The organism is Hydrogenovibrio kuenenii DSM 12350 (genome assembly GCF_000526715.1).
Taxonomy (GTDB): Bacteria; Pseudomonadota; Gammaproteobacteria; order Thiomicrospirales; family Thiomicrospiraceae; genus Hydrogenovibrio; species Hydrogenovibrio kuenenii.
Genome location: NZ_JAGP01000001.1, coordinates 140,513 through 153,758, shown reverse-complemented (window position 1 = coordinate 153,758; position 13,246 = coordinate 140,513). Strand labels below are relative to the sequence as shown.

Genomic DNA, 13,246 nt, shown 5'->3' with positions numbered 1-13,246 from the left:
TCCTTTCTAAGCGGTTCTTTGCGAGGCAGAAAAATCTGCCAGGCTGGGTAGTTTTTCAGCCGGCTGACAACCGATAAAATCTCTTAAGGTCGGCAGGGTTTGCAACAATCCTGATGCCGACAGCTCTTGATAACGGTTGTGCAAGGCTTTCTCGATGCGTATTGCTTTCGCTTCCGCTCTGTCTTTAGAGCCAGGAACACGTCCGTCATAATCGCAGCGAACAATGATTGGAATCGGTAAGCCTTTTTTGACATTCAGACCTTTAAAAATCTTGATACCTACATCCACGTCATTCACACCTTCTTCTACCGTATCAAGGAAGCTGTAATAGCTCAGATTGCGAAGCTGTACTTCTTCAAAACCATTACCTACCCCAATAAACCTTTCCGCATGACCAATATCGCTATAGCAACCGTTTTCATAACGGTTCACGTAGGCAATCTGCGAAAAATTGTTTGCTATCAACCAGGCAATCAATTGGTTTACGCCCGGCTGCGGCATGGTCGAACTTTGTTTGAGGTTGCAATCGTCGATTGCATTCTCAATCGTTTGCTTTGCCTGGTCTGCCGACAAGCCAGCTGTTTGCTGATATAACTTGTCGGTTTCCACAAAGCGGTTCAAACACACTTTGCCTTGCTCGTTCGGGATGTGGATCTTCAAACTGTCATCATCGGTATTCATCCCGATCAACAAGGTTTGAACCGTTGACCCACAACCGAAACGATTTTCAATTGCCTGTCTAAAATCTTTGAGTTTTGTTAATGCAGCCTCCGCTGCTTTTTGGTCATCACTCCCGTGTGCTGCACAACCTTGATGGGTTGGGTCGGCCTTGGAAAAGTGATACACCGCAATCTTTAAATAACGCGTCGGTTCTTCAGCCGCATTTGGCTTACCTTCTCTGAACCGCGTGTGTTCAATAAACACCCAGTTTCTAACACTTTCGCTGATGTCGAACAAAGCACCCGCATGGGCCTTTCTTCTGACCGCATCGTAAGGCAGTCTGAGTACATAACTAATCAAATGTGCAAGACGTCCATCTGCACAAGGCGCAACGCCTACTGCATGAAAGCCTGCTTCTCTAAAAATGTGTTCGGCTTCTTGTTTTCTCTGACCCATCAAAGGATCGTTGATATAGAAGTCTTCCGACATTCTTAAAAATTGTGCAAAGAGGGTTTTGGCATACAGCGCCTGAAACGTTTGCTGAGATTGTAAATTCAACCCAGACAACCACTCTTCTTCCGTAAGCTTTACACCCAACTTTGCAAATAATTGTTGGTTAGCCCAACCGATAAAATCGGTTTGGCCACGCTGCGTCAAAATCTCTTTCAACACGGGTTCGATGTCATCGAAACGTGCTTTGATATCAACTTCATAACGACGCAACAATTCATTTTGTGCTTGGTTAACCAAAGCATGGGTGTCTATCAGAGTCTTCGAAGCTACAACGCTATCCTCAGCAATAATCGCAGGCGCCCCATGAGCAGTTTTTTGTTGCCCCTGCGGTTGCTGCCATTGAGGATTTGGCGCTATCGGCTTCCAAAACAATGACCTTTGACGATGTGTTTGTTTTAACCTATTCATCAATACACCCAACTTCTGTTACGCTCTCGCACCACCGGACAGGGTCACTTTCGCGCCTGTTTCGGTATTACCTGATGAGCCTGTAACCGGACTCATTGGCACTTCACCCATAGATCCTGGATTGAACTGAGTAGCACCCATTGGTGATTGTCTAGAAGCACCTTTGATTGACGAATTACGTTGCGCCGCCCAAGGGCCATCTGTTCCAGTCACTTTTGAGCCTCTATCCCAACCGTTTCCAGTGATTTTAGAGCTGTCATCTGCTTGCACTTTAACCATCGGTTCTGCGGCTGCTTGTGCCATTGTCATCGGAAAATCCGATTCCCCTGGTTGAGCTGCACTTGAAGGACCACATAGCATGGCTGTTTGCTCATTACCTTGATAATGAGTTCCCGTCACCAATTCACATGCGCCTTTTTGTGCACCGGTTAATCCAACAGGTCCTGGCTGTACACCAGAAATCGCAGGATTAATGCCTCTTGGTTGGCGAACCTTCATCTCATTTTGCTGATCAACAGAACAAAATTGAGATTGTTCCGAACCTGTGTAAGGCGTTCCCGTTACCGCTTGGCAATCTCCTGCTTCCGCACCAGTCATACCGTAGTAAGCACCGCTGCGATCACCAGTAACCTTTTGACCACCGCGAGTTCCAGAAGCAGTTACCTTTGTCGCCGTGTCAACAGCGGGCATTTGGCATAACGCCTCTGCCTCTTCAACACTTTGATATCCAGTACCCGTTACTGACTTACACGTTCCTTTTGCAGTACCCGTTACCGCTTGTAGGCTACCTACTTGCGTTCCGGTCGTGGTATTGCCTTTCGCTGTCTGTGAAGACATCACTTTCTGTGGTGCTTTCGCTGGCGTTTTAGGTGTAATCGAAGTCGATTGAGACTTACGACTGTCACCACCAGTAATCTTGCTACCACTATTCTGCTCCGACTGAGACATCACCGAAAAACCGGTTGCCTTAGCTTTTGCAGGCGCTGTCCCACAAAACATCTGACTTTGGTCGGCTGGCAAGTACTCTGTACCTGTTACCGCTGAGCAAGTGCCTGGTTCGTTACCAGTCATTTTTTCAGCTCGACCTACGCCTGTTGACCCGCTTACAACCTGACCACGAGTGGTCTGAGTTTGCGTTACCTTGGCAGGTTGAGCTGTCGGTTGAGTATTACAGTTACTGTTAAACTCTTCAGACCCCAAGTACTCTGTTCCGCTAACCAATTGACATGCACCAGTTTCAGCACCTGTGAACTTATTAGCACCTTGACCGACTTGCGTCCCTGAAACGGTTTGACCACTTAAGGTCTGAGACTCACCTACTTTTTGAGGAAGGGTCTCACTGTTTCTCGGCTTGCGAGTTGGTCGCGAACTACCTGTCGAACAAACCTTGCCACGCGAGCATTTTTCTGCACGAACTTGCTTAGCAATATCACGTGTAGAAGCTTCTGGGTTGGCCAACTTGGCTTTTGCGCCTGATTGACTACCACCCTTAGACGTAAATGCAACTTGTCCAGCTTTACCTTTGGCTTGTGCCTGACGGTAAGCTTTCGATTGAAGTCTTCCGCTTGGCTGCACAGCAGCTTCGGGTTTAACCGCTGTACGACGATCTTGTCGCTTAGCAGGCTTGTCCGCTTTCGTCTGACGGGGCTCGATAATCGGCTCTTCAGACTTCTGCTTTGCTTTTGCCTTAGGGTTAGGCATTGGCTTTGCCGCATCAGCCGCACTTTTTCCGTTCTTCTGTTGCTGTCTCTTCAACTTAGCCGCTTCGCGACCTGCCGCTGATGCTACAGGAGCAGCAGCTACAGAAGTCACTTCACGACGTGGACGAGACGATGGAGAAGACACAGATTCTGCGACAACCGCTGGCTCAGGTGCTGGCGCGGGCTTACGCGATGCTACTGGCGCAGCAGACGTTTGACCCCCTTTTCCTTTTACCTGTGCTTTGCGGCGCGCAATGGCTGCGGCTCGACCGCTTTGAGCATTGTTTGCACTCATGCTAAAGCCTCCTATTTCGTCTTTATGACTCGTTTAATCACTCGTTAATCCGTTTGGTTCCTGTGCGAATTACATTCCGCGAGGACGGTAAACTACAAAGTTATGCCCTTGGCACTGCGTGTAGTTGTCATAACCAATCAAACGAATCAAGTGATTTGGGTAAGCTTGACGACATGCGTCTAGCTCAGCCAATACTTCGTTTGGATCACGTGTACCAAACAATGGAAGCTTCCACATACCCCAGTAATGTGCTGAAGCATTTGCTGGATCTTCGTGTTCTAGTGCTGGCGTCCAACCTTGGTTGATGATGTAAACGATCTGATCGTAAACTTCGTCAGCCGTCAATTCTGGAAGGAACGAGAATGTTTCCAGCGTGTACTGTGTACGGTAATCATCTGTTTGCATTGACATTTTTATCTCCTTGTATTGTTAGGATTCATTCAAATAAGGCGTGGCTTAGCCCACATCCAATTTGTCAACGGTATCGAACTCGAACTTGATCTCTTTCCAAGTATCTAGAGCAACTGCTAATTCCTTGCTGTTACGTGCAGCATCTCTCAAGATGTCTCCACCTTCACGTTCTAGATCACGACCTTCGTTACGCGCTTTAACACAAGCTTCTAGAGCCACACGGTTTGCCGCTGCACCCGCTGCGTTACCGCCTGGGTGACCTTGCGTACCACCACCGAACTGAAGAACTGAATCATCGCCAAAAATGTTAACCAATGCTGGCATGTGCCATACGTGGATACCACCTGAAGCAACCGCCATAACACCCGGCATTGAACCCCAATCTTGGTCGAAGAAAACACCACGTGAACGGTCTTCAGGAACGAAAGACTCACGAAGCTGGTCAACGAAACCTAACGTCGAAGCACGGTCTCCTTCCAACTTACCAACAACCGTACCTGTATGTAGATGGTCACCACCAGATAGACGTAGACACTTAGCCAATACACGGAAGTGAATACCGTGGTTAGGGTTACGGTCGATTACTGCGTGCATTGCACGGTGAATATGAAGCAACATACCGTTGTCACGACACCAGTTTGCAAGCGTAGTGTTTGCAGTGAAACCAGCAGTCAAGAAGTCATGCATGATGATTGGTTGACCAAGCTCTTTTGCAAACTCAGCACGCTTCATCATTTCTTCAACAGAACCTGCGGTTACGTTCAAGTAGTGACCTTTACGCTCACCTGTTTCCGCAGTTGCTTTATCTACCGCTTCAGCAACAAACTCAAAACGATCTCTCCAACGTTGGAAAGGCTGTGAGTTGATGTTTTCATCATCTTTAGTCAAATCTAGACCACCACGAAGACACTCATAAACTGCACGTCCGTAGTTTTTAGCAGATAGACCTAGTTTTGGCTTGATAGTACAACCCAACATAGGACGACCGTATTTGTTCAATTTGTCACGCTCAACCTGAATCCCTGATGGTGGTCCACCACAAGTTTTGATGAATGCCATTGGGAAACGTAAATCTTCTAAACGTAGTGAACGTACGGCTTTAAATCCGAATACGTTACCAACCAATGAAGTCAATACGTTAACCACTGAACCTTCTTCAAATAGGTCTAATGGGTAAGCGATGAATGCGTAGAACGCGTTCTTATCACCTGGTACATCTTCGATTCTGTATGCACGACCTTTGTAGAACTCCATGTCTGTCAACAAGTCAGTCCAAACTGTCGTCCAAGTACCCGTTGATGATTCTGCCGCTACAGCAGCTGCTGCTTCTTCACGCGGTACACCTTCTTGTGGAACAACTTTGAAACAAGCCAATAGATCTGTATCTAGAGGTGTGTAGTCTGGTGTCCAATAAGTCAGCTGGTAATCTTGTACACCAGCGTCAAACGTTTTACTCGCCATAAAATGCTCTCCTTGTTTTTGGAGTTGAAATGAATTCGAGAGCAATCTTAAGTAAGAAGGTGATCTATTGACTAATTGAAAGAAACGATAGAAAAGATTGAGCAAAATCTATATATAAAAGGAATGAAACACATATAAGGCATTGAAATAAAAAGACTTTTTAACCTATAGGCGAAACTATAAAACTCAAGAAAACACGAGATTTTTTTGTAACTTTTTTGCTTGTTTTTGCATTTTTTTAGAAAACACAATTTATTATCGCCAGATTTTTCACTGTTGGGTTTGATCAAAACAGCAGTTTTTCAACAGTAAAAACTGTCTTAATTTTTTACCTAAAGAGCCATAAAAACAAATAGAAAATCTCTGTAGAAAATAACAGACGTATCAGAAAACGTTATAAATCAGATTAAATTAGATAAGGTAGCAGTATGAAACGTAGTTTTTCAGCCTCAATGAGCCAATTTTTTGTTGATAGGCAGGATTCGGGCATCATGAAACTAACCCAGACTGGTAGATTTTGAAAATCTGCCAGGCTGGGGTAGCTTCAAGATCATTGAAAAATATTAAATTTTGACTCTATACCAAAGTGCATAAAGCGCAGGGATAAAGAGTAGTGTTAGCAATGTACCTATCCCGATTCCGCCAATCAGTACAAAGGCCAATGGCCCCCAGAAGGTATTGGTGGTTAAAGGAATAAATGCAAACACAGCCGCAATGGCTGTCAGCAATACCGGACGAGAGCGACGAAGTGTCGCATCTATCAACGCTTCTTTTGGTTCCATGCCGGAACGTTGATTTTCATCAATTTGACCGACCAAAATCAGTGTATTTCGCATTAAAATCCCTGCCAAACCAATTAACCCAAGATTCGCCACAAATCCAAACGGTTGCGAGAACAGAAGCATGGCTGTAACCGCACCAATCAATCCCAAGGGAGCGGTCATCAACACCATGAAAGTACCTAAAAAACTGCGCATATTGAGCATAATCAAGGTCACCATTAACAACACCATTACTGGCATCAACTTGGTAATGGAAGCCTGTGCTTTGGCGGATTCTTCAACCGAGCCACCAATTTCAAGGTGATAGCCTTGAGGTAGAGTTTTAATCAAAGGTTGTAAAGTTTTCCAAATAGCATGGGTAACATCAGGCGGCTGTGCACCGACGACCTCAGCGTTGACATTAATATACGGCATACGATTGCGTCTTTTTAACACAGGGTTTTCAAACACAACCTTTAACTCAGCCACCTGCTGCAAGGGAACTTTTTTCCCTCCAGCAGTCTCTATAGCAAGATTTTTTAAGTGATCAAGCAATTGAGAATCTTGATGCAAACTAAAATTGGTGATTTCAATTTGACGTGTATTTTCACGCACAGTTGCCTGCTGTGTGCCTTGCAATGCTGTTTGTAACTGACTAGAAAGGCTTTGAGGGGATAGCCCTAATAGCGCCAAACGGTCATTGTCATATTGCAATTGAATCGTTGGCGTTTTTGTTCCCCACTCCAGATTTGGCGTGCGAATGTGCGAATTGGTTTGCATGATTTTGCGCACCTTTTCACCTATCTGACGAAGCATATCAACATTCTCACCCATCACTCTAAAAGTCACCGGCCAGATGACTGGTGGCCCGTAAAGCAAAGTATGTACACGTACCCTAGCCGCAGTAAATGCCCCCTGTTTTAAGTGGGCTTCAACACGTTTTTTTAATTGCTCTCTCGCTTTTGCGTCTTTGGTGACAATAATGATTTTGGCAAACGCCGGATCAGGTAACTCAGGATTTAAAGCCAAGAAGAAACGAGGTGCACCTTGACCGATATAGCTGGTCATGGTTTTTACTTCCGGCTGCTGTCTTAGATAGTGCTCAATGCGAAGTGAAAGTTGATTGGTGACTTTTTCGCTCGTCCCTTCCGGTAGATTAATATCCACCATTAGCTCAGGTCGATCAGAAGACGGAAAGAACTGTTTCTCAACTTTTTTATTCATGCCGACAACCGCCAAGACAAATAATAATAAGGTGACCAGCACGACACTTTTACGGTTGTGAACGCAAAAGGTAACAATGCCCAATAACTTCCGGCTAAAGAAATTATGCGGCAGACTATTATGAGAATGAATGACTTTAGGCGTTGGCAGTAATTTATACCCTAAATAAGGGGTAAAGGTGACGGCAACCAGCCAAGATAACAATAATGCAAAAGCCAAAATCCAGAAGATATTCCCTGCATATTCCCCAACATTGGATGCGGCAAAACCGATGGGAACAAAACCAACCACGGTCACCAGTGTTCCAAACAACATAGGAGAAGCGGTCACCGACCAAGCATAGGCTGCCGCCTTGGCGCGCTCCATACCTTCTTCCATTTTTACCAACATCATTTCAATGGAAATAATCGCGTCATCAACCAACAAACCAAGCGCTAAAATCAGCGCCCCCAGCGTGATCCTATCTAGGTTTTTATCGGTTAATTCCATTAAGAAAAACGTCAATGCCAAGGTCAAGGGAATCGCCAAGGCGACGACTATACCTGCACGTAGCCCAAGTGCCAAAAAGCTTACAACCATCACTACCAGAACGGCCATAAAAAACTTCAACTGAAAGGTATCAACCGCTAATGCAATGGCATCGCCTTGGTTGGTTACCTTTTCTAACTTGACCCCTTTAGGCAAACGAGATTGAAAGGTTTTTTCAAATTTGGATAAATTATCAGACAGAGTCAAACCGTTTTCACCCGGTTTCATCACCACGCCCAACATCAAGGTCTGCTTACCTTCATTACGAATTAAAAACGGGCTAGGGGTGACAAATCCACGGCTAATCTTTGCTAAATCTCCCAAGTGCAACAACTGTCCCTGTGCCATAACGGGTAAATGCTTTAACTGCTCGACCGTATGAACGGATGCATCATTACGCACATAGACTCTCGGCCCATCGGTTTCGATAAACCCTGCGGGCACAATGGTTTGATATTGAGAGACATTGGCTAAAACCTGAGCTTGCGTCAACCCTAGTTCGGCTAACTTATTCTGATTGAATTCTATAGAAATCCGTTGCTGTTGTTCACCCAGCAGATTTACCTTCTGTACCCCATCAACCTGCAACAAGGCATCGCGAGTATGCTCGGCTGTTTGCACCCATTGAGAATAGGTTTGTTTGCCTTGGGTTAAGGCATAGAGTGTGAAATACACATCCGAAAAGTCATCGTTGACAAAAGGCCCTAGCACTCCTGACGGTAAGCTACCGCGTAAATCTAGCATACGCTTGCGAACTTGATAAAACTGATCTTGAACCTTATCAGGTGGCGTGTAGTCCTTAAACGTCACCAACATTTGAACCTGTCCCGGGCGAGCCGTGGTTTCCACTCGGTCAAAATATTCTACTTGCTGTAACCGTTTTTCAATCGGGTCAGCAACCTGATCCTGCATTTGCTCTGCTGTTGCACCAGGCCATTTTGCTGACACAACCATTACTTTAATCGTAAAGCTAGGGTCTTCCGCTCGACCCAGCTTAATAAAAGACAATGTTCCTAGAATCAAAGAAACCAATAAAAAATAAAGTGTTAGCGTTTTATGCCTAACAGCCAGCTCAGACAGGTTCCATTTTTGCATCATTACATAGCCTCAACCAAACCAGAATCGGCGCTATCATCCTCTTTTTTGACAACCTCAACAGGCATACCTTCGGTTAGCAGATGCACACCATCGGCAACTATTTGCGAATCCAACGGTAATCGAGCCGTGTGCAAGGCTTCAATCACTGCATATTGCGCGCCCATAGAAACCACCTTGACCGCTACACCATGCACCTTGCCATCTTTAATCAACCAGACTCTCGGCTGATTGCCTGTATCGATTAATGCACTTACAGGTACTTGCAGCAGATCATTCAAAGTCTGTTTCACATTCAATTCAACAACCGCTCCCAAAGGCAAGGGCTGCGAGCAATCACTCAATGTAAAATAGGCTTTATATTGGAGGGTTACCTTATCATTTATCGGTGTTTTTGCTCTTAAAGCTGCATGACAAACACCAGGCTGGTCGACACCTTTTACCTCAACCTGAGATAAATCTGCGTGCGTGCGATTGGTCGGTAAAAAGACAACGGCTTCATGAGCTCCTGTTGCCAAAGTCAGCAAAGGTTGACCTGCTGAGACTACTTGGCCTGCTTCAACATCCACATTGGTTAATATGCCGGAAGCCGGTGCTTTGAGTTGACTGTAATTGAGTTGACGCTGTGCTAGATCCAATGCCGCCTGCATTGCCAAAACCGATTGTTTTGCGGCTATTTCAGCGGTTTCCGCTCGCTGCAAATCCTGCTCGCTCACCAATTTGTTTTTATACATTTTGGAAAGTCGATTACGCTCACGTACGGCATTTTGATGGTCTGCCTGAGCCTTGCTCAAATTTGCTTGAGCCTGTTTTAACGCTAAGGTTAAATCTGCTTTATCCAAAGTAACAAGCGTTTCACCTTTAGAGACTTTTTGACCCACTTCAATTAACTTTGAATCAACTTGTCCACCCACACGAAAACTCAATGGGATGGCAAAACGACTTTCAATCTGACCAGTCAACTGCCAACTTCGGGAAGAGGCTACTTCAACCTTAGTTGCCGTCACTGCCTGCATTTTAACGGGAAGCTTTGATTCTGCTGAATTGGCTATTGGCGCAAGCACCATACTCACCGCTACTATTAGGCCGTACAAGCCAGCTCGCATGAAAACATTTCGCTGCATTTTTCCCCCGCACATAACAATTTTATTTTTGGTACTTGCATTTAATACACCAAGACTGTTTGCCATATGGCAACTTATCAATCCATTGATGTCTATGCAATCTCTATTACTATTTATATAAACGGCTATAAATCATTTACACGCTGTCAATTTTAAGCCACAAAAAGGCCTGATATTGCGCTTTTAACAAAAAAAAATTTCTTTGCTAAATCTACCCTTCTTCTCCCCTTTCCAAATCCCAAAAATAGTGAAAAACATGACTAAAGACTGACTAAAGACTGACTAAAGACTGACTAAAAGATTAATAAAAATTGGATTTTTATCTAAAAAAAATTAATACTTAACAAATAAAGCCATTAAATATGACGCGATTAAACAAACAGTTGTACAAGTTAATATATCCAAAGACAAGGTATCCATACAGACAATAAAAAGACTAAAGAGATTTTTAAAACTTGTTCTACCAATGAAGGGAAGCGAGTAAACCCAGCAAGGAGCAGGCAACATGAGCATACGTATTCGTTTGATTTTAATGGCAACGCTAGCATTGGCCGTCGTCATTATTTTGTTAGGCATCAATATTTTTTCAATCCAAAAACTGGATGAAGTTTTTGCAGCACAAACAGACTTAAAAGAGTTACGCATTGACGTACTTACTTTAAGAAAACACGAAAAGGATTTTCTGGCTCGCTTAAACTGGAAATATGTTGATAAACATGCTCAAGTTGGAAACTCATTGATGAAAAAAATCGATGAGTTTTCGAAAAATCCTTTAGGTAAATCTCAACCAAAAGCTCTAAACAATTTCAAGAAAATTTCCAATGAGTATCTGCAAACCTTCCTAAAACTGGCTCAAATGCACAAAGACATGGGGCTGGATGAAAAGCTTGGGATATACGGGCAGTTCCGAGATGCCGTTCATAACGTCGAACATATTTTAAACAATGCTTCCAAAAACAGTGCTGATGGCTACAAACTGGCAAAAGACATGCTGATGTTGCGCCGAAATGAAAAGGATTTCATGCTTCGACTTAACCTGAAATATCAGGGAAAATTTAAAAAGAACTACGCCATTTTTATTTCAGATTTAGAGGCATCTGATCTCCCTGCATCAACCCAAAACCTCATACGCAGCAAAATGGAAACCTACAAAACACTATTTTTCAAAGTGGTGAAGGGTAATGACGAGCTCGGCTTAAATGAAAAATCCGGTCTACAGGGGCAAATGCGCAACATTGTTCACTCTTTGGGAGCCATTGAAGCTAAGATGATTACAGCCGTTAATCAAGCGGCCAATCAAACGAAAAAAACCTATGAGCTGATTTCCATCCTGGTTTCTGCTTTTTTTGCCCTGCTACTGCTTGGCTTCATTTTTATGACCTCGAGAAATATTTCCAATGGCTTAAACCTGATTCTGAACGGCATCAAAAAAACCGATGAAACCAGTGATTTTGGCCACCTGATCGAAACCAAGCGCAATGATGAATTCGGCAAAATTGCACAAATCTACAATCGCTTATTGCAGAACGTGCACAATAACTTTGAAGATGTAAACAAAGTCATGCAAACCGTTGCCAATGGACAATTCAATGAAAGAATTGATAGCGACCTTCATGGCGAGTTTGCGACGCTTTCTGAAAACGTCAACCATGCTCTTGGCACGCTCGACTTTACCATGCAGGAGCTGGAAAATATCATGGTCGCGCTGGGCAATGGTGACTTCAACGCACGGTTATCGGATCAAATTGCCGGCCCACTCCGCACACAAGTCAACACAGCGATGAGCAAAACGGAAAATGTCCTGACTGAAATAAATAGCATCATGAGCAGTATTTCAAACGCGGATTTTTCAGAAGAATTGACGGCTGAAGTCAAAGGCCAATGGCTACCAATGAAATCTGAAATCAATCATGCGATTTATGAGCTCAGAACGGCTTTCAAAAATATTAATGCTGGTATCAGCACCTTGGCTGAAGGAGACTTGACCGTTCAACTACCGCGTTCGGATAAGGGAGAGTTGAAAACACTAACGGAAAACTTCAATGCGAGCATTCACGATCTGCACAATACCGTCTCAGAAGTTATTCAAGTGACTGAAACCGTCACCAATGGAATCAACCAGATTTCTGAAGGCAATGTTGATCTTGCAAGCCGAACACAAGAAGCGGCCGCCATGGTTGAACAAACGTCCGCGGCAATGGAAGAAATGGTTTCCACAATTGAAAACAACTCCGAAAACACACAAAAATCCAGAGAGTTATCAGAACGCTCAAGCAAGATTGCAACGGATGGTACCGAGATCATGCATCAAACAATTGAACGCATGGCCACCATTCGAAAATCCAGTGACGAAATCGCAGACATCGTCAACATTATCGACTCTATCGCATTCCAAACCAACCTACTTGCTCTGAATGCTGCTGTCGAAGCCGCAAGAGCTGGAGAGCACGGAAGAGGGTTCGCTGTTGTCGCGGGTGAAGTTCGCAACCTTGCTGGGCGCTCATCTAAAGCAGCGAATGACATCAAAAATCTGATTAATTCTTCTGTTGAAGAAATCTCCCAAGGTGCAGAGCTGGCGGAAAAGTCTGGCGAATCTCTTGACCATATCACTCAAGCAATTCAAGAAGAGATGGACATGGTTTCTCAAGTTGCCAATAGCTCCAAGGAACAGGCGATAACGGCTCAAGAAATTGGTAGAGCTGTTTCCCAAATGGATTCAACCGTCCAACAAAATGCCGCTCTGGTAGAGGAAATTGGCGAAACCAGTACCCAAATCGTCGCTGCGGCTAAGCTGATGAAAGAAAAAATCGATCAATTCAAAGTCAATCAGACACCGGCTCTGGAAAACAAACAGTCTGTGTAATTACAAAGCACTCTGGCTGGCCCTCGGTTAGCCAGCCAAGAATATTTGAAAGCTTTAGCTTTGTTACTCTATCTGCTTATCTCCAACATCTGAAGAGACCATAACTGAAGGCGTAGAAACCACGGAGCAAGTTAAAGCACTGCTCGAGACCATTGTCATCTGATACAGGATTTTTATTATGAGCGCCTACAACCAATAAGCTA

The 13,246-nt window shown here is 44.3% G+C and carries 7 protein-coding genes; 1 reads left to right on the top strand and 6 read right to left on the bottom strand.

Going from position 1 to position 13,246, the window contains the following annotated elements; genetic code table 11:
* Positions 1–6: 6 nt before the first annotated feature.
* The 6 genes from N745_RS0100580 to N745_RS0100555 form a co-directional block, all read right to left on the bottom strand.
* The gene (locus tag N745_RS0100580) at positions 7–1,581 is read right to left on the bottom strand and encodes a carboxysome shell carbonic anhydrase (RefSeq protein ID WP_024850201.1); all 1,575 of its coding nucleotides are present in this window, start codon (positions 1,579–1,581) and stop codon (positions 7–9) included.
* Between the two features lie 18 nt (positions 1,582–1,599).
* Positions 1,600–3,576 carry a carboxysome assembly protein CsoS2 gene (gene csoS2 / locus N745_RS0100575; RefSeq protein WP_024850200.1) on the bottom strand — a complete coding sequence of 659 codons (1,977 nt, stop codon included), beginning with the start codon at positions 3,574–3,576 and terminating at the stop codon, positions 1,600–1,602.
* 69 nt (positions 3,577–3,645) lie between these two features.
* Positions 3,646–3,987 carry a ribulose bisphosphate carboxylase small subunit gene (locus tag N745_RS0100570; RefSeq protein ID WP_024850199.1) on the bottom strand — a complete coding sequence of 114 codons (342 nt, stop codon included), beginning with the start codon at positions 3,985–3,987 and terminating at the stop codon, positions 3,646–3,648.
* A 45-nt stretch (positions 3,988–4,032) separates the two neighbouring features.
* Positions 4,033–5,448, bottom strand: a complete 1,416-nt coding sequence (locus N745_RS0100565) for a form I ribulose bisphosphate carboxylase large subunit (protein WP_024850198.1) — start codon at positions 5,446–5,448, stop codon at positions 4,033–4,035.
* A gap of 563 nt (positions 5,449–6,011) precedes the next feature.
* On the bottom strand, positions 6,012–9,059 hold the full coding sequence (locus N745_RS0100560; RefSeq protein ID WP_024850197.1) for an efflux RND transporter permease subunit: 3,048 nt from the start codon (positions 9,057–9,059) through the stop codon (positions 6,012–6,014).
* The gene (locus N745_RS0100555) at positions 9,059–10,180 is read right to left on the bottom strand and encodes an efflux RND transporter periplasmic adaptor subunit (RefSeq protein ID WP_157833720.1); all 1,122 of its coding nucleotides are present in this window, start codon (positions 10,178–10,180) and stop codon (positions 9,059–9,061) included. The genes N745_RS0100560 and N745_RS0100555 overlap by 1 nt, the downstream gene beginning before the upstream one ends.
* 505 nt (positions 10,181–10,685) lie before the next feature.
* Between N745_RS0100555 and N745_RS0100550 the strand changes: the two genes are divergently transcribed.
* Positions 10,686–13,043 (top strand): methyl-accepting chemotaxis protein, encoded by a 2,358-nt coding sequence (locus N745_RS0100550; RefSeq protein WP_024850195.1) that lies wholly within the window; start codon positions 10,686–10,688, stop codon positions 13,041–13,043.
* Positions 13,044–13,246 lie beyond the last annotated feature (203 nt).

What these genes read in the sequence shown, in the direction of transcription:
- N745_RS0100580 (WP_024850201.1), bottom strand. Translation starts at nt 1,581, where the DNA reads ATGAATAGGTTAAAACAAACACATCGTCAAAGGTCATTGTTTTGGAAG.
- csoS2 (WP_024850200.1), bottom strand. Translation starts at nt 3,576, where the DNA reads ATGAGTGCAAACAATGCTCAAAGCGGTCGAGCCGCAGCCATTGCGCGC.
- N745_RS0100570 (WP_024850199.1), bottom strand. Translation starts at nt 3,987, where the DNA reads ATGTCAATGCAAACAGATGATTACCGTACACAGTACACGCTGGAAACA.
- N745_RS0100565 (WP_024850198.1), bottom strand. Translation starts at nt 5,448, where the DNA reads ATGGCGAGTAAAACGTTTGACGCTGGTGTACAAGATTACCAGCTGACT.
- N745_RS0100560 (WP_024850197.1), bottom strand. Translation starts at nt 9,059, where the DNA reads ATGATGCAAAAATGGAACCTGTCTGAGCTGGCTGTTAGGCATAAAACG.
- N745_RS0100555 (WP_157833720.1), bottom strand. Translation starts at nt 10,180, where the DNA reads ATGCAGCGAAATGTTTTCATGCGAGCTGGCTTGTACGGCCTAATAGTA.
- N745_RS0100550 (WP_024850195.1), top strand. Translation starts at nt 10,686, where the DNA reads ATGAGCATACGTATTCGTTTGATTTTAATGGCAACGCTAGCATTGGCC.